Here is a 16,180-nt window from a genome sequence, read left to right on the forward strand (position 1 = left end):
GGGGTAAAACCTTACACGGTTATTGAACATCCTACGCAATCAAATCAGCGTCACAATTCAGGACACCTGCAACAAGGAATTAATTACGGGATCTTGATCGGCGTACTCCAATATTTTGAATATGATTATAGAGAAATATACCCGATTAGCTGGACATCAAAATATTTTAAAGGAATGGACAAAAATCTTAAAAAAGAGCGTGGTATTTTAGTTGCATCAAGATTAACAAAAAAAGAAAATCTAATTTTGCCACGAGCTAGAACACCACACGATGGAATCGCTGACGCAATTTGTATTGCAATGTATGCACTCCAATATTTGTAAAAATCAACCATCATTTGATGGGTAAAATTTTAAAATTTGACTTTGAGTATGTTTGTAATTATTCTACGTTTTACTGAACTAGGCTGAGATCTAAAAATAAAATTTAGGTTCAGGAGGCTGAGAGTTCAATAAAAGCTCGCTTCTAGTTTTAGAGGTAACACTACAACATGGGTACCTATATGTAGTTATTTAAAATAAGCTCATCTGCCTAGAGTAGAAAGAGATAGCCCTGCGCTCCGCCTAGGGCTTTTTTTTTATTAAAACATTGATTCATAGGGTATTTTAAATTTCTCGTGTATTTTTTTCATGAGATCTTTTGATAAATCTCGTGTTCCCTTTAATATTCCGTTAATATTTGGTTGTTTAACTCCTAAATATTCAGCTAATTGTGTTTGTGAAAATCCATTGTCTTCTAGTAAAAACTGTATTAAATCTTTGGGTGTAAAATAATATTTGGGGTTAATATATTTATCATCATAGTATCCCATTAATTCCAACAATATTTTAAAAAGTTTGCTCTCCTCATCATTTAACGAATGATGATCTAAATTGTCCACAAAATTTTCAGCTTCTGTATATTCGCCATCATTTCTGATTGGTTTGATTTCAAATCCCCTTAAATACATAAATAACCTCTCTTTCTCGCTGCTATAATTTATAAATTTTCAGATTAACTTTAGAATACTCAGCATGAGTCCAAAAAGCCTTTAAATAAATTACCTGATACTCAAAACTTATGTGTGTAATCATTCTGTACTTATTACCCTTTACATCAAATACAATGCGAGAATCTTTTGTAGTATCCGTCGCTATCAAGTCAGACTGAGGAAAATCTTTTTTAAGATCTGCAAATGAAGCCCATTTTGCTTTGTTTGTAATCAGCTTAAAGCTCTGAAGCCATTTTTTTGAGTCGGGATATTGCTCAGCATACTCATTTAACCGTCCTGTAGTAATGATCCTCACGTGAAGCCCTCCTTAGCTATCGCTCTTCAATAAATAAACTTTATATCAAAATGATATAGCTGTCAATATCAAAATGATATAATTTTTTAGACGATATAATAACAACGAAGCCCTATACCAACCCTATTTAAGTGTAAAAATAACATTTAAAAGGATGATTTTTCACACATCATAATGCAGGTTATCATAAGTGAAATCAATATGTTACATTTTCGGGCAGTTTTTAGCTACAGATTTTGTTGTTAGAATGTCCAAAAGGGTTGGCTAAAGTTTTTTGTTCTGCAAATTTTTAACGCTACAATCAATATTGAAGATAAATATACTTTTATGAATCAGGAAAAATAAATGAATGACAACATTAAAGAAAAAAATAGAGCATTATCTAATGATCTTAATAAAGAAGTGCTTAAAATTCAGCTTAGATATGATTTTGGGATAGTTCTTATAGGATTTTCTGCTTTAAGTTTTAGCATACAGTTCTCAAATAAAAGTAATGATATATATAATATTTTGCTTATCCTTTCTTGGTTATCTATTTTATTTAGCGAAATTGTACTCGCTTTTAGGGTTCATTATATAATTAAATCATTAAAATTGAATATTAATCTTATTGAAAATAAAGAAGACAAAAGTTTAATAAATAAATATAATAAAAACAATTATTGTTTAAGCGCCTTATTTATTACATACCATGTTTTTATTTTTATAGGATTTATTTTATTTATTATTCATAAATTTATAAATATTCTTTAAAAAAATAAACTCTGTAATATTAAATCAGAGGATTTAATATCATTATTTATTTTTTTATTTAAATTATCAAGCCTTTCAATTTGCAAACTAAAGCGAAATATAGATTTATGTCCGTTAAAGTTATTTTTGAAGTGTGTTAATTCACTAATAATACTAATTAAAACTTCTTTATCAGTAGGATCATTCAACATGAGGACTCCTAAGACGAATTTGATTTCTAAATCAAGTAGCAATGTATCATTTTCTTTACAGGCTATACATTGTTGGATGGGTTGAAACTCTAACATTAAAACCTTTGCAAACTCCTTCAAAATTTAATTTTAAACTATTTGCATATTCCAAAGCTTCAGATTTTTGATCACGTTTAAAAGTTTTTAAAGCTTCTTGATTTACATGCGAATATTTACGCTTTCCATCATTGTCGAATTCATATGATTCAATATAAACATTATAAGTATAATCTTCATTAAAATTATCATACATGATACCATTATTTATTATCTGCTCTTTCATTTTATTAAACTCCTTCGTTATGATCATGACAATATTCAATCCGTCTCTCTATTTCTTCTATCTCACGCTCTAAAAAAATTTGATGACGCAAAAATGGGCGAAACCTAAGCAACGAAAAATCAAATTTGTTACATTTTTTTCTTCTTTTTTTTGATTTCTCTATTTTTAAATGCTCTAAATAACTATTTAAATGAGTATTATAGTCGTTGTTATGGTCTACGCAGGCCGATACATTAGTCTCTAATAACATTTGTTGCCTCCTTTTATCAAAATTTTAATCTCTTTTTCTATAATTTCAACCATTTTTTACTGCTCTCATGAAGTCTAGGCAGACGCTCGCTTTCTCATGTTTTTGCAAAATGCACACAAAAACCTTAGTTTTGCAAAAATATGCAAAAATATGAGAATTAAAACACTTTAAAAATATGGATAACTATTTTTCTGTTTTTGCACATGCAAAAACTTTTTTTTATTTAATAAAGATCTTATTAATATATTGTTGGTTATGTCTATTAAAAATATTGGAGCTATAAATGAATTTACTAGATAAAAAAAAAGAAAAATGTACCGATTTATTAATGTTTATTTCTCAAAATATTTATAAATATAAACGAAATATTTTTTCATTAATTCTATTTATTCTGGTTTTAAAATTGATAATGCTAGAAGCTATTTTTAAGATAACTCTAGACTTTACAATTAGATATTGAATACTTTATTTAGCCGCACTTATGCGGCTTTTTTGTTGTTATTAATTGCGTTTAATAGAGTATAGCGTTTATTGTCGTCATATAAATCTGACACGTCGTGAAACTCGTAGCTATCACCATTATCTAAAAATATCTCAACATTATTGTATGTGGTTTCGTCGTCGATACATGTGTATTCTGAGTATACAATATCTATAATATATGATGACAAATCCTCGTATATATCAATGCAGTCTGGAGCGTTAAAATCGTTTTCAGAGTAGCTATAATGTTGGTCTTCGGAATACGTTTCAAACACATACAAAGTTTGTAAATTTTTAGATAGAAAAAATGTTTTGTAAATATCAGATTTGTTGAATGGTTTGTAGTGTGTTTCGTCAATCTCAATCAATGTTGAACTGTCGTTTGCATAGCAATTATCAAAATAGCGTTCACTATAATGTGTCATGTCTCGTCTCCGCTTTGGGATTTAGTTGCCATCACCTTGATGACAAGGGTACTTTACAGTACGAACAAAATATTGTCAACTTACAAAAATTAAAAATAATAACATGATATACTTGACAATGTTTATTTTACATGTACGATCAAAATGTTCATAGTGAACACAAGCAATCCTCAAAATGGAGACCAGACTATGTATAGCTACATCGCACGCAATTTTGAATTAAGAAAAATGATTTTTAGTTTGCACGAGAGAGTTACAATCGAATCTAGACTACGCAACATACGCATGAACAAATCAGATGTTAAAATTCTAAACGAAATGGGCAAATGCAACGAGTTTGCAGATTTTAGCGATGATGATCTATATTACGTTTATCTAGTTTTAAAACATTCTAACATAAATACATCAGAACAAATAAAAGCACATCTTGAATTAATTGATAACAAATTAATTGAGTTCACAGAGCCGAACTAATAGCTCTGTGCTTTATATTTGGAGTATTTATGAGTGCGTTAAAACTATTTAATATTTCATACAAATATATTGATGATCAGTTTGATTCAAATGTTATTATTTATGCAAAATCTGAACTAGATGCTAAAAAAGTTTTTTATGAATTGATAGATTTGGGTTATTTTTTCGATGATAGTATTATTTATTCTGTAATAAATAAGGAAATGCAATGATAGTAAATGAAATTACAACAGAATGTGAAGACGGTAGCATCAAAATTGAAATTATAATAGATGATAAAAAAATGTTTTCTTTAAAAAATAGCGACCTAGATTCGTGGTCGCTAAATGATAATTTTGATGACTGCTACATAATAACACACATGATGGAATTAGCATATAATGCTGGAAAAAATGGAGAAAAATTAATAATTACAAAAGAAGAAAACGAGGAATAAAATATGAAAGCACTAATTTTAGATGTTGAGACAACAGGATTAGATTGTAAAAAAGATTCAATTATTGAGGTTGCAGCAATTGTTGTTGATCTAGAAAGCAAAATAATTGAAGCAGAGAGATCTTCTTTAATATATGCGGTAACAAATCAAGATTCAGAAAAAATCACGGGCATAACACAGGATATGTTAGACGGAGTTAAAAACTCATTTGCTGATCCGTTTGATTTAATTAAAACATACGCACAGCGATGTGTATGCGTGATTGCGCATAATGCTGAATTTGATAAATCTTTTGTCGAGCAAAGCGGAATAATTTTAAAGAATAGCGACAATCAAATTTTGGAATGGATCTGCTCGTATCGCGATATCACGTATGACGTACAAACAATAAATAAAAAATTAACTACGATTGCAGACACGTACGGCATTGTTGCTGATGGTGCTCACAGAGCATTAGCAGATGTGACTATGTTAGCTCAAATTCTGTTTAAATTACCAAATTCAATTGATCAAATTACTCGAGCAATTGAAGAAAAGAAAAAACCAGAAATTAAAATAATATCGTTAGCTAAATTTGAGCAAAAAGAGGACGTAAAAAAAGCTGGGTTTAGGTGGAACCCTGCGGATAAAATTTGGTGGAAAAATGTACGATCTGCAAACGATTCTGAGTTACAGAGTATCATCAAATCATTTGCATTTGACGTGAGAATTGCCTAGCATGTTTGCAATAGTCTAGAGTAATAGCTAGACATATTTAATATAAAATTCATGAGAGGTTTATAAATTGCAAACATATCTAATAATAATCAGCTATAAAAAAGAGAAATATCCTCCTAGAGACTACGATTGGGAAAATAACGCAATAGTTTATCAATCAAAATTGTTACAAAATAAAATTAAAGCAGTAGCTAAAGATTTTTTTATTAGTAAATATAAAGAAGAAAACATAGATAAACTAACTATTTATATACGTTATGTTTACAAAGATAAAACACTGGGTAACGTTAAAAAATATAAACTTTGGTCAGAGTTAATTTTTAATTGTGAAGAAGAATCTTTTGATTCTGTTGAAAATGCATCAAGAACAACAAAAATAATGCGCAATTTATCAGAGGAAAAGAGAGAGAAATATATTTACAAAAATCGCGTTAATCGTCCGCATAAAAAAACAGGCTCGAAAGCTCCAGCGTGGTTTGTCGCGTTATTGGAGCTTCCAAAAGGTGAATATTTAGCTAGGGAAATTGCTGAAAAATTAGGTATATCACACATCAATTTAAAAATTGTTTTAAAATCTCGTGGCATTGAGCCACTCGGAACGAAACGAATCAAGGGTAGCACGAGAAGCTTTGTTTACTACAATACGTCACAGTTTAAGGCTATTTCTAAAGAGGAAATTGAGGAAGCACGAGTAAAATTAAAAGAGGAAAAATAAAATTGTAGTACTTTTTTGACTCGTTTTCTCTATTATTTTGTGTTATGTTAGTTCTGAATTAAAGAGGAGATCATCATGCAAAATTTAGTTAATATTGATTTGTTTGGTATGAGCGCTCTAGTAAGAAAAGTTTCAGACTCATTCATTTATGAATCAAAATATTTTATAGAGTACGTTAATGGCCTTTATTTTTGCTATGTTCAGAGAAGAAAAGCAAAGGGGAGATGGTCTAAAAAAACGATTGTGGAAAAATCTAACAATAGAATTTTCATTGATTATGCAGATAGTGAGCTGGGAGTAATGCTAAAATGACACAGATTTATCACTCGAGAATAATTCTAATATCTGCAATTATATCTAGTATAATTTCGTTAGTATATTATGTAATTAAAACCGTAGATATAAATTTTAATATTAATGTATATTTTAACTCAAATAATAGTTCAAGTATTTTTTTGTTGTTATTAATAGTGTTTATTACTACTGTTTTATCTATGTATTTATTTGTGTTTATATCAAATAAACATAGAAATAAAATGATTTTAAAGGCTAAAAAAGAATTCGATGAATTTTATAAATGAAGGAATAAAAATGAGTATATTTTATATATCCGTCATGGCTCATTATAATTATAAGGACACGCTAGAATTTTATTTTGATAACGAAGAAATCGCTGGGAAATATATAATGGATATTATAACTAGATTAAAAAAAGAGCACGATGATATAAATGTTAAAAAATATGACATTGAAAAATCCTGTCATGTTTATAACGGAAAAAGCATAAACCATGTATATAAAATACATGAGCTAAAAAAGTTTGAGGCTTAAATATGACAAATCACACGGGCGCATACATTGCATTTAATAATTTTGATTATAAATCTATTTGCACATGGCCTGACAGGACTATTTTAATACCAAACAGAGATGATGTTTATAACGAAACGTTAAATGAATTTTTTCCGCGTGGGTTTTATTTTGAGATATATTCAAAAAATCCAGACTCATATTTTTTAAGTCCAACCGTGCCTACTCTTGAAGAATCTGAAAAACTAGGTTATAAAATGCTCTTAATTTATTCCAATTGTCCTAATCATGAATTTGAGCGCAGAAAATACACTAGTAATTCTGGATTTTGTAAACATTGCGGTTTGTTTAGTCTGAATCCATTTCCTCTTAGATTTAAATGCAGTATATGTAGTATTGCTACAGAATACTGTAAAAATGATGATAATGTTTATTTTTGCGAGAAACATCGAGAGAATAATATTTCATACGATAACGAGGTATTTTTAAACAATAAACGATATTCTAAGCGCGTAAATATCAGAATGCTCAGAGAAAATATTGATAAAAAATATTTTTGTAATATTGAAAACATGTTTGAATTGAAATTTGAATACAATTTATATTAAATATTAATTTATGAGGCTCTAATATGACAAATTACGCGGGCGCAAAAATTGCATATAATTATTACAATTATGGATCGATTTGTGAATGGAGTTCGGGCGTAACTCTGGTTCCACATGACGACGACGAACGATTAGAAAACGGTGAATATAAATTTGTTGGTTTTTATTTTGAAGTTTATTTAGATAATCCAAAAACGTATTATTGTAGTTCTGTAGCGCTTACGCTTGAAGAAGCAGAGAAAAATGCATTTGATAAATATCAGTCATATTTAAATTGTAGTGGCCATGAATATGAGCGTAGGAACTACAAAAATGGCGTGGGTTTCTGCAAACATTGCAATCTATTTAAATCAAAAGCATTTCTGCCTTTAACGCTGTGCGTTGTGTGTCAAAATCCCACGCAATTTTGTCGTGATAAAAATGAGAACTATTATTGTGAAATGCATGAGTCCAGTAATAATGATGAGCATTACCTTAGCAGAAAAAAGGCACGTGAGAACATGCGTAACAGAAAAATTGACACTGAGAAATTTAAAAAAACATTAGAAATTGTTGTAAATAGCATTGCAAAAGAAAAGAATATTTGAGTTCAATTTTATTATTTCATCCACACTAGACAACCAAATGATTTAATAATATAAAACTTCTATATTTTTGAATGCAATGATTTTCAGAAATTTATTTTCACATGAAGGGATCATTATGACTGATGTATTTTTTTTCATATGCTTTATTTTTCTATTACTATCATTTTTTTCAATATTTGGAATAATTTACCCTAAATTAACTTTATTTAAATACTTGAAAAGTAAAAAGAGAAAATTCTTTATTTATTCTTTTTTAATATTTTCTCTTGCTTTTTTATTTTTAGCACCTCATGCTGTTGATAAAAATAAAGTTCAAAATATTGATGCTAAGGTTGACAATAGTGTTAAAAACAATACAGATAATATAATGTTAAATGAAACTTTAGTTGAAAAAAATACTGATAATAAAGCATTAAGTAGTAACGAAAATATAGCCAATATTGATAATGTAATTGATTTTAATGATTTTAAAAAAAGATATAACGAAATAGCAAAATCATCTAAACTACTTAAGACAATTGATAAGCTATCCATTTACCCACAAGAACCTAATAGCAAAATTTTTACAAAAAATGTTTGTTGCTCTATAATATTTGAATTTGCTAATGACTCATCTCTTAATAAAATAAAAGTGTTAGCTCAACGTAATGAAGACTATGAACGGAGTGCTAAAATAGTTGTTAATTTTACCGCAGCTATTTATGCCACTGATTTAAATCTTGAAAAGAAAGAAGCTTTTGAAATTTATAATGAACTTTTTGAAAAAACCAAGCTTAATAAGGTTAACGGAGTCGATTTAAGCTATTATAGTTTAAATGGAATTAATTATGAATTTTACATGAAAGACAGTGATGTTGGATTGGTTATTTATAAAAGTAAAGATAAATCATAATAGTTTTATAAGATATTTACTGAAATACTCAGATTGATAAATCCAGCATTATAGAAAGGCTGATATATGGAATTATCAGAAATTATTAGAGAAATAAGATTAAATGCAGGATTAAGCAAAACAGAAGCTGCTTACATCATACGAAAAAGCCAAAGTGTTTGGAGAGATTGGGAAAACGGAAAAAAGAAACCACGTTTAAATGATCTAAGAAGATTTTGTGAAGAGACAAAACAAGATTTTGGGATTATACGTAGTAAATTCTCTGATATTCATGTTCAAAATAAGCTAAAAAAAACTACCCCTAGTATTAACAAAAAAGAAACTGATGGAGTGTTTTTAATTGCCGATAAAATCACAAACGATATTTTATATGAAAAAAGTGAAACTAGATTTTACTCAAAATTTTGCAAACTAGAACACATCGATGGTGAAATATTAATCACTAGATGGGGTGATAATTCAAAATTTACTAAAACAAAATTTGATATAAACATTAAATTAGCTGATAAAATACTACTAACCGATAAAGCAATTAAAGAGCAAGTTGTTATATTTTTATTAAAATGTAAAGAATTGGGTCTTGAATTAAAGTATGGGCTTTATAATTTCTAAATCCGTTTCTTCTATGAATATTTTGTCAGATTCTTTGCGCTTTAACTCACCATTTTCATTAAAATCAGCTATTGATTCAAAAATTTCATTAGTTTTTTTATTTTTAATAGTTATTTTATCCCCTTTTTTTATTTCTAATTTTTCACTCACCCATTTAATTTCATTCATTTAATCCCCAGCGTCTTCATGATGATCTGCGCCACGACTTTGCTTTTTGTTAGTCTTTTTGAAATTCAATTTCTTTTTGCCTTGATGATGGAGACGCTTTAGTCATAGTATCAAAAAAGGGGAACGCGTTCCCCCAAACTATTGACTCTAACTAATATGCAAAATTTTTAATAGAATATTTTTATTTAAATAGGAGACAATAAATGGGAAAGATTTTGACTGTAACAATCCAAAAAGGGGGCTCGGGAAAAACAACGTGCGCTGTTAACCTAGCCTCATGTCTTGCTTATTCTGGAAAAAAAGTTCTTTTGGTGGACCTTGATTATCAAGCAAATGCTACTGAATTGTTGAATGTTCGTAGTCGTGAATTAAAATCAGAACAATCTGTAGCTAATGCAATTTTAAAAAAAGTTAATTTTAAAAAGTTTGCAGTGAAAACAAATGTAGAGAATTTAGATTTACTACCAAGTTCGACAGCTTTAGAGGAAATAGTTTTACGTCATACAGGAAAGCCTGAACAGCTTTTCTTATTGGCAGATGTTTTAAATGATGTTCGGAATAGTTATGATTTTGTCATCATTGATACAAATCCGAATCCTGATTGCCTTTTTCAGTCAGCACTTCGTGAGAGTGATTTTTACTTGGTCCCAATGTTTGCTGAAAACGACGTGATTGACGGGCTAGCAATGGTTGTTGGCAATGCCGAAAAAATAAAACAATACTACAATTCAAATCTAAAAATGCTTGGATGTGTAATTCAGAAATTCGATAAAAAAAGCGCATTCCAATTAGCAGGTGAAAAGCTTCTAAGAAAAATAGGTAATGAAAATGATATCCACATTTTTGAAACTATTATTCCATTTTCTCAAATGATTTATGGCGCATCGATGAAACATCAAGCACTAATTATTTATAAAGAAAAAAGCCCAATTTCAAAAGCATATTTGAGCCTAGCTGAAGAAGCTCAAAAACAGATTGATTTAGCACAGAAAGAAATTACAGGAGCAACTTCTAAATTAGAAATTAAGAAAGAAAATTACAGTTTAAATTCTATCGAAATAGAGGATCTTGAAATATGAGTACTATTAGTCAAGCGATTGAAGCTGAAAAATTAAGTAGATTTGCTAGCGTTGTTTCTAATTCTGATAGACTAAATACTGTTTTACTTTATGAAAAAGCTGCTGAAGAAAATAAAACGGTGGCTTTAAATGTAAATCAGATAAAATTAAATGAAAATATTAGAAACAGAATTGATATTAGTAAACCTGAATTTTTGGATTTAAAGAATAGTATTGCAAGTGAGGGAGTGATCCAGCCAGTTCTAGTTGAGGTTAGGAGAAACATTGATGGTGATGATTTTGAACTAATCGCTGTCGCTGGTCATAGAAGAATCTTAGCATGCAAAGAACTTGGTATTGAAAAAATTAAAGCTAATCTTAAAGTTTACTCATCTAATTCTTCAAAACGAACTGAACATGCTTTAATTGAAAATTTACTACGTGAAGACTTGCATCCTATTGATGTAGCTGAGGGCTACGCTGATCTAGTTGCGCAAGGATGGGATGCTGACGACATAGCGAAAAAATTTAGTCGAGATAAAAAATATATTAAAAATATAATAAAAGTTGGTCAGTGGCCAATAAAAGCAAGAGAGTTAATCAAAGAGTTCCCTGAAAAATTCAGCCTGCGTTCTCTTTGCAATATTTCCAAAAAAAAGTGGGATAGTGAAGAAAAGCTTTTAGACGAGCTTAAATTTATTTGCGGTTTAGTAAAAGGGGAACGCGTTCCCCCAAGACAAAAAATTACGAGTGAGAAATTTAGTAAATATATTTCTGAAAATAAAATAAGCGATTATGAAAAAAACTTAATAGAAAACGCGTTAAAATTTTTTGGGTTTAAATTTTAATTTGTTAACCAACGAGAGCGCGCAATTGTTCTAGCCCGCCGTTGTTTAATTGTATTACAGCTAATGCAGTGCAATCAAACTGATCATCATATTTTGCTTTCGGAAATTTGCTCATTTCAGCAACATATTCATCGACCCACGGGTTCGTGCGAGGATTTGGAAGATATATATTTCCAGCCTGCTGAAAGGGTTGCACAACTAAACCACGGTTGAATTTTTCAGTTTTAGGATTGAACGGAATTAATCCTGAAATTTTATTTTTCAACATTGAAATAACAGCGCTACCGTTCGCCTTATCTTCAATATATTTCGCATGTGCTAACGGGTATTTACGGGATAGCATTTTCACTTGTTCGATTTGCTGTGGGAAATCCCAGTGACCACGTACTTGATCAAGCAAATAAAGATTAACTCCTTTTTTGCCCCAAACTTGCCCGACGGTAAAATCGTTATCTTCCGATCCTTTGAAAGAAAAATCCCACGTTTGAATAATGCGGTCATAAAAACTGAATGACTGATCGTAATATCGCCAATCCTCTCTTTTGAATAAAGTACCGCTTGCTGGTAACGGATCCTGTTGGTATTGAGCGTTCCAGTTGTATTCACCAATTGTTTCTTTAATGTCTGCAAGCTCATTTAAATCATAAAGCTCAGGAAATAACGCTTCCCCTCTTTTTCTATATATTTCATTCTCTGTTGCTATGGCAGGATAACAAACGACCTGCCATTTATGAGGTTCTGTTCTTAATAAATAACCACTCAAATCGTCTTCATGCCAACGGGTTTGTATTATTAAAATTCCAGCACCTTTGCGACGCCTAGTATAAACCGTGGACTTATACCAATTAATGACCTTATTTCTCATTGTATCCGAGAGAGCTTCCTGCCCATTTTTATGAGGGTCATCAATGGAAATTATGTGACCGCCTTTGCCAGTAATCCCAGAATCCACACTGCCAGCTATAAAAGATCCGCCATAAGTCGTGCGCCATTTTTGTAATGATTTACAGTCTTTTTTAAGATTAAATTTCGGGTAAATCTCTCGGATCCAGTCCTCTTTAATTAAATCCCTGCATTTTCCTGAGAACTCCTCAGATAATGTTTGCCCGTACGATGTAGAAATGTATTCGCCTTTAGGATATTTACCCAGAAACCACGCGGGAAATCTCTCACTAAAATGAAATGATTTTCCATGGCGAGGAGGCATGAACATCATGAGACGAGGTGATTTTTTATCAATTACATCCTGCGCAAATTTCTCTAATCTTCTGCATATATCAACATGTACCCAGCCAGGAATATAATCAGAAAAACTTTTTTTGCAGAAATTTAAAAAGTCATCTTGCTCATGTTTTCTTTCATTAATTTCTCTTAATCTCTCAAGTATTTTAATACGTTCTTTAATATCAATTGTCATTTTTGTTATCTTCAATTAAAGATTTTCTGAGTTCATTCTCGTAAGCTTCAAGCTCCTCTCGTGTCATCTCAGTCACAGATTTATTGTTATTTTGATTGTTAGAATTAAATATATTTATTGAAGAAGTATCTCCGTAATCATCACGAAAACGTTTTGACATCTGATACTGAATTTGATTCCCATTTCCTTTTGCGGTTTTTGCATTATTTAATGCTAGACTTTCCCAATATGCCTGCGATGCAGTGGTGGCAATTTCAAATGATTCTTTAAACTCTGGATTTTCTCTAATCCAATTATAAACTGTTTGTTTTGAAACTTTTATTTTTGATGCGAAATAGTTAACTGAGTAGCCCTTGCTCATGTGCTCTATAATTTCATCATGAAATTTTTCATGAAATGCTGTTTTGCGACCCGCTCCACGGGGGTTTCTTTTTGGTTTTTGTGTTTGTCGTAACATAGTCTTACCTCCTCATGTATTAAACAGAGGAGATAACGGACTGTCTAAATTGCGATGTGAGGGTTTTGTTGGTAAGATGTCAGTTCTACAAAATATTAATTAAACATGTGGCCAGTTTCTTTAATATTTTTATCCATATCTAATTTTAATCTACGCATACATTCAACTGGATCATGTTTAAATTCATCGAGAATAACTCTTCGTTCTGGCGTGTCAGGAGGTAAAACTTTAAGTATTAATGTCGCCATGTTGTTCATATTTCCTTCCAGTGTATTTACTTTTTCTTCTAACACCGAAACGTTTTCTTCCAACTTTATTACTCGCTCCTCATCTGCTTTTGAGTCCATTTTTTCGTGAATTGACATTTTTAGTTCTGATTCAATATATTTTTTAATTTTAGACCCATATTTGAACATCCCAGCTTTAAAATTTACATCTTTTGTTTTCATTTCTTCCTTAGTAGCCATGCAAATCAATGCACCTTTTTGTATCATTTCTTCTCGCCATATTGAAAATGTAACGAAATGGATGCCGTACTCTTGAAGATCTTTGATGCTAATTGATTGCCAGTCTGTAGGTTTTAAAGATTTAGTGTATTTGTCAAAAAAAAGTCGGGAATTTTTGCTTGCGCATGAAATATTGAGATTTCTATCTAAATATTTTCTCATGTTTTCATAGTTTTTTGATTTAGAAACAGCCACCGATTCCTCCGTGAATTTTCGATTGTCCGTGAAACTTTTATATTTTATATGTACACATTATGTCAAATGTCCCATTTTTGTCCTATTCATTGATCCACGCTTTGTCCCAAATTTGTCCCAGATTTGTCCCAACGGACATGTCCCAAGCCAAAAAAATATACTTTGTAACATGCTAATATCGTTAATCCACATGTCCCAAATTTGTCCTAAATTTGTCCCAAATTCTGTCCCACGTTTGTCCCACGTTTGTCCCAAATTCAGATATTAAATATTTGATATTATTAAATTAAAACTCAAAAATCTTACCTTATAGTATATCTATTCTCTAACTACCTCTGTGAAAAGCAAAAACTACGTTAAACAACATCGCCTCTGGCTCGTTGTTGTAATCGCTGAAAAAAACTTTTTTTCAGCGATTATTTTTTAGACAGTGCTAATAAAATAATTTTGATATATACGATATTTTTGTTATTTATATAAATTATATCAATATATTGTCTCTTAAAGACTAAAAAAGCTTCACTTCTGAGTCAGCGTTAATATTTGTGTGTTCAGACATTTCAGATCCGAGGTCACGATAGCCCCAAATTTTTATTTTCCTCTTCATTTTAAGCCAGCGTTTCAAAAAATAGGTACAAACATAGCCCCAGCATTTTAAAATGTTTTAGAAGGGCTTAAAATGATTATGCTTTTTTTTGTAGCACAATATAAAAGAATCTTGTCTTTTCTTCTTATTTAAGCTAAACTTAGTTTAGCCGATAGGACGGCAGGAGGAATATGATATGCACGTAATTAATATGCACGAAGCAAAAACAAATTTATCTAGATTGATTGAAGAGGCGATAACCGACGGAGTTGGGTTTATTATAGCTAAAGCCGGGAAACCTTTAGTGACCGTGGAACCAATTAAAGAAGAAAAGCGCAAAATAGTTTACGGATTAATGAAGGGAAAAATTAAAATCTCTGATGATTTTGATGCACCATGTGATGAAATTAATAACATGTTCTATGGTGACTATAAATGAAGATTTTGTTAGACACGCATATAATAATTTGGATTTTAGAAGACTCAGAAAAATTATCAAAAAAAGCGCGCAAAATTCTTGATAATGCTGACGAAGTTTTTATTAGTTCAGTTTCAGTCTGGGAAATGATGATAAAAATGAATTTGGGAAAATTAGATATAGAAATAGACGATATAAAAAGCATATTTAAAAAGACAAATTTTATTGAGCTACCTTTAAAATTTGATCATATTCTGTCATTAAACGGATTACCCGATATACACAGAGATCCATTTGATCGAATACTAGTTGCTCAAGCTCTATCTGAACCATTGAGACTAATAACAGCAGATCCTTTAGTTAAAAAATATTCTGATTTAGTTGAGTTAGTTTAATATTAATTATTAAAAAATATTTTTAAATAACTCTCATTTTTTCTGCAACGTCAACTGCCATTCGTAGCCCAATACATTCAAAATATCTGTAAATTTCCCCAGCGACGGCTCACGTTTTCCTTCTTCATACTGTGCATATGAATTTTGTCCCGAGCCCAATTCTAACGCTACACGAGACTGAGTTAAACGCTCATTTTTTCGTAATTTTTTAAACAATAATGCAGTTACATAACGAGGTTCAAAGAATTTTACTGAGAAATTATTGTCATCAAAAATCTCAATGCTAAAATCGTCGTCAGTTGCTTTTTCTTTTGAAACTAATTTCAAAATATCCAGTATTTGATTGTTCAATTTTAAAAATAATTCTTCTTTAGTTTTTGCAATCTCTCTGATGTCTAGCAATTCTAATTTACAAATCCAAACATCGCTCTCAAAACCGTAGAATCCTGATATTTTCATAATCACCTCCTATTCTAAAAATTCTACCATCATTTGATGGGTAAATAAACAGTCAATCAAAAAAATTGTAATCGTTAAAAATCTTTGCAATCATATTAAGCGCAAGGAGAA

Annotated in this window: 27 protein-coding genes and 1 pseudogene; 17 read left to right on the plus strand and 11 right to left on the minus strand. The window is 30.3% G+C overall.

What is annotated here, in order from left to right:
- Window positions 1–324, plus strand: a pseudogene (locus H7355_RS15185) (hypothetical protein); the annotation flags it as partial.
- A gap of 257 nt (window positions 325–581) precedes the next feature.
- Here the strand turns inward: H7355_RS15185 and H7355_RS15190 are convergent.
- Together H7355_RS15190 and H7355_RS15195 are read right to left on the minus strand one after the other, a co-directional pair.
- A complete protein-coding gene (locus H7355_RS15190) occupies window positions 582–950 on the minus strand; it encodes a helix-turn-helix domain-containing protein (protein WP_186649872.1) in 369 nt (122 codons plus the stop codon).
- A 22-nt stretch (window positions 951–972) separates the two neighbouring features.
- Window positions 973–1,287 carry a type II toxin-antitoxin system HigB family toxin gene (locus H7355_RS15195; protein WP_186649875.1) on the minus strand — a complete coding sequence of 105 codons (315 nt, stop codon included), beginning with the start codon at window positions 1,285–1,287 and terminating at the stop codon, window positions 973–975.
- Between the two features lie 345 nt (window positions 1,288–1,632).
- On the opposite strand from H7355_RS15195, the gene H7355_RS15200 reads away from it, so the two are divergent.
- On the plus strand, window positions 1,633–2,040 hold the full coding sequence (locus H7355_RS15200; protein WP_186649879.1) for a hypothetical protein: 408 nt from the start codon (window positions 1,633–1,635) through the stop codon (window positions 2,038–2,040).
- Here H7355_RS15200 and H7355_RS15205 read toward each other — a convergent pair.
- The 4 genes from H7355_RS15205 to H7355_RS15220 form a co-directional block, all read right to left on the minus strand.
- Complete coding sequence (locus H7355_RS15205) at window positions 2,037–2,327, minus strand: hypothetical protein (RefSeq protein WP_186649882.1); 291 nt, start codon at window positions 2,325–2,327, stop codon at window positions 2,037–2,039. The two genes, H7355_RS15200 and H7355_RS15205, sit on opposite strands and share 4 nt — an antisense overlap.
- The gene (locus H7355_RS15210) at window positions 2,287–2,553 is read right to left on the minus strand and encodes a hypothetical protein (protein WP_186649885.1); all 267 of its coding nucleotides are present in this window, start codon (window positions 2,551–2,553) and stop codon (window positions 2,287–2,289) included. Before H7355_RS15210 ends, H7355_RS15205 begins: the two co-directional genes overlap by 41 nt.
- A gap of 4 nt (window positions 2,554–2,557) precedes the next feature.
- On the minus strand, window positions 2,558–2,803 hold the full coding sequence (locus tag H7355_RS15215; RefSeq protein WP_186649888.1) for a hypothetical protein: 246 nt from the start codon (window positions 2,801–2,803) through the stop codon (window positions 2,558–2,560).
- A 479-nt stretch (window positions 2,804–3,282) separates the two neighbouring features.
- Entirely contained in the window at window positions 3,283–3,711 is a 429-nt protein-coding gene (locus H7355_RS15220) for a hypothetical protein (protein ID WP_186649892.1), read from the minus strand.
- Between the two features lie 189 nt (window positions 3,712–3,900).
- On the opposite strand from H7355_RS15220, the gene H7355_RS15225 reads away from it, so the two are divergent.
- The 11 genes from H7355_RS15225 to H7355_RS15275 all read left to right on the plus strand — a co-directional run bounded on the left by H7355_RS15225 (window position 3,901) and on the right by H7355_RS15275 (window position 9,562).
- Window positions 3,901–4,185 (plus strand): hypothetical protein, encoded by a 285-nt coding sequence (locus H7355_RS15225; protein WP_186649895.1) that lies wholly within the window; start codon window positions 3,901–3,903, stop codon window positions 4,183–4,185.
- Window positions 4,186–4,214: 29 nt separating this feature from the next.
- The gene (locus tag H7355_RS15230; RefSeq protein ID WP_186649898.1) at window positions 4,215–4,397 is read left to right on the plus strand and encodes a hypothetical protein; all 183 of its coding nucleotides are present in this window, start codon (window positions 4,215–4,217) and stop codon (window positions 4,395–4,397) included.
- Entirely contained in the window at window positions 4,394–4,621 is a 228-nt protein-coding gene (locus H7355_RS15235) for a hypothetical protein (RefSeq protein WP_186649902.1), read from the plus strand. The genes H7355_RS15230 and H7355_RS15235 overlap by 4 nt, the downstream gene beginning before the upstream one ends.
- A 3-nt stretch (window positions 4,622–4,624) precedes the next feature.
- Window positions 4,625–5,338, plus strand: coding sequence for an exonuclease domain-containing protein (locus tag H7355_RS15240; RefSeq protein WP_186649906.1), 714 nt, complete (start codon window positions 4,625–4,627; stop codon window positions 5,336–5,338).
- Window positions 5,339–5,405: 67 nt separating this feature from the next.
- Window positions 5,406–6,053 carry a hypothetical protein gene (locus tag H7355_RS15245; protein WP_186649909.1) on the plus strand — a complete coding sequence of 216 codons (648 nt, stop codon included), beginning with the start codon at window positions 5,406–5,408 and terminating at the stop codon, window positions 6,051–6,053.
- A gap of 75 nt (window positions 6,054–6,128) precedes the next feature.
- Window positions 6,129–6,365 carry a hypothetical protein gene (locus H7355_RS15250; RefSeq protein WP_186649912.1) on the plus strand — a complete coding sequence of 79 codons (237 nt, stop codon included), beginning with the start codon at window positions 6,129–6,131 and terminating at the stop codon, window positions 6,363–6,365.
- A 252-nt stretch (window positions 6,366–6,617) separates the two neighbouring features.
- Window positions 6,618–6,884, plus strand: coding sequence for a hypothetical protein (locus H7355_RS15255; protein WP_222435739.1), 267 nt, complete (start codon window positions 6,618–6,620; stop codon window positions 6,882–6,884).
- Between the two features lie 2 nt (window positions 6,885–6,886).
- Complete coding sequence (locus H7355_RS15260) at window positions 6,887–7,471, plus strand: hypothetical protein (protein ID WP_186649917.1); 585 nt, start codon at window positions 6,887–6,889, stop codon at window positions 7,469–7,471.
- A 23-nt stretch (window positions 7,472–7,494) separates the two neighbouring features.
- On the plus strand, window positions 7,495–8,058 hold the full coding sequence (locus H7355_RS15265) for a hypothetical protein (protein ID WP_186649919.1): 564 nt from the start codon (window positions 7,495–7,497) through the stop codon (window positions 8,056–8,058).
- Between the two features lie 115 nt (window positions 8,059–8,173).
- On the plus strand, window positions 8,174–8,950 hold the full coding sequence (locus H7355_RS15270; protein WP_186649921.1) for a hypothetical protein: 777 nt from the start codon (window positions 8,174–8,176) through the stop codon (window positions 8,948–8,950).
- 66 nt (window positions 8,951–9,016) lie between these two features.
- Window positions 9,017–9,562, plus strand: coding sequence for a helix-turn-helix domain-containing protein (locus H7355_RS15275; protein ID WP_186649926.1), 546 nt, complete (start codon window positions 9,017–9,019; stop codon window positions 9,560–9,562).
- On the opposite strand, the gene H7355_RS15280 is transcribed toward H7355_RS15275, so the two are convergent.
- Window positions 9,536–9,730: a hypothetical protein gene (locus tag H7355_RS15280; protein ID WP_186649930.1), complete on the minus strand. Its 195-nt coding sequence runs from the start codon at window positions 9,728–9,730 to the stop codon at window positions 9,536–9,538. The genes H7355_RS15275 and H7355_RS15280 overlap by 27 nt on opposite strands.
- Window positions 9,731–9,933: 203 nt before the next feature.
- Here H7355_RS15280 and H7355_RS15285 point away from each other — a divergent pair, with 203 nt between their 5' ends.
- Complete coding sequence (locus tag H7355_RS15285; RefSeq protein WP_186649933.1) at window positions 9,934–10,809, plus strand: ParA family protein; 876 nt, start codon at window positions 9,934–9,936, stop codon at window positions 10,807–10,809.
- Window positions 10,806–11,636 carry a ParB/RepB/Spo0J family partition protein gene (locus tag H7355_RS15290; RefSeq protein ID WP_186649936.1) on the plus strand — a complete coding sequence of 277 codons (831 nt, stop codon included), beginning with the start codon at window positions 10,806–10,808 and terminating at the stop codon, window positions 11,634–11,636. Before H7355_RS15285 ends, H7355_RS15290 begins: the two co-directional genes overlap by 4 nt.
- 4 nt (window positions 11,637–11,640) lie before the next feature.
- Here the strand turns inward: H7355_RS15290 and terL are convergent, their stop codons facing one another.
- The 3 genes from terL to H7355_RS15305 all read right to left on the minus strand — a co-directional run bounded on the left by terL (window position 11,641) and on the right by H7355_RS15305 (window position 14,211).
- Window positions 11,641–13,053 carry a phage terminase large subunit gene (terL, locus tag H7355_RS15295; RefSeq protein WP_186649951.1) on the minus strand — a complete coding sequence of 471 codons (1,413 nt, stop codon included), beginning with the start codon at window positions 13,051–13,053 and terminating at the stop codon, window positions 11,641–11,643.
- Window positions 13,043–13,510: a helix-turn-helix domain-containing protein gene (locus H7355_RS15300; protein ID WP_186649954.1), complete on the minus strand. Its 468-nt coding sequence runs from the start codon at window positions 13,508–13,510 to the stop codon at window positions 13,043–13,045. Before H7355_RS15300 ends, terL begins: the two co-directional genes overlap by 11 nt.
- A gap of 95 nt (window positions 13,511–13,605) precedes the next feature.
- A complete protein-coding gene (locus tag H7355_RS15305; protein ID WP_186649957.1) occupies window positions 13,606–14,211 on the minus strand; it encodes a hypothetical protein in 606 nt (201 codons plus the stop codon).
- 782 nt (window positions 14,212–14,993) lie between these two features.
- Between H7355_RS15305 and H7355_RS15310 the strand changes: the two genes are divergently transcribed.
- Window positions 14,994–15,236, plus strand: a complete 243-nt coding sequence (locus H7355_RS15310; protein ID WP_186649971.1) for a type II toxin-antitoxin system Phd/YefM family antitoxin — start codon at window positions 14,994–14,996, stop codon at window positions 15,234–15,236.
- Entirely contained in the window at window positions 15,233–15,610 is a 378-nt protein-coding gene (locus H7355_RS15315) for a type II toxin-antitoxin system VapC family toxin (RefSeq protein WP_186649974.1), read from the plus strand. The genes H7355_RS15310 and H7355_RS15315 overlap by 4 nt, the downstream gene beginning before the upstream one ends.
- 33 nt (window positions 15,611–15,643) lie before the next feature.
- On the opposite strand, the gene H7355_RS15320 is transcribed toward H7355_RS15315, so the two are convergent.
- Window positions 15,644–16,069 carry a helix-turn-helix domain-containing protein gene (locus H7355_RS15320; protein WP_186649977.1) on the minus strand — a complete coding sequence of 142 codons (426 nt, stop codon included), beginning with the start codon at window positions 16,067–16,069 and terminating at the stop codon, window positions 15,644–15,646.
- Window positions 16,070–16,180 lie beyond the last annotated feature (111 nt).

Origin of the sequence: Fluviispira vulneris, from assembly GCF_014281055.1 — a bacterium.
GTDB lineage: Bacteria > Bdellovibrionota_B > Oligoflexia > Silvanigrellales > Silvanigrellaceae > Silvanigrella > Silvanigrella vulneris.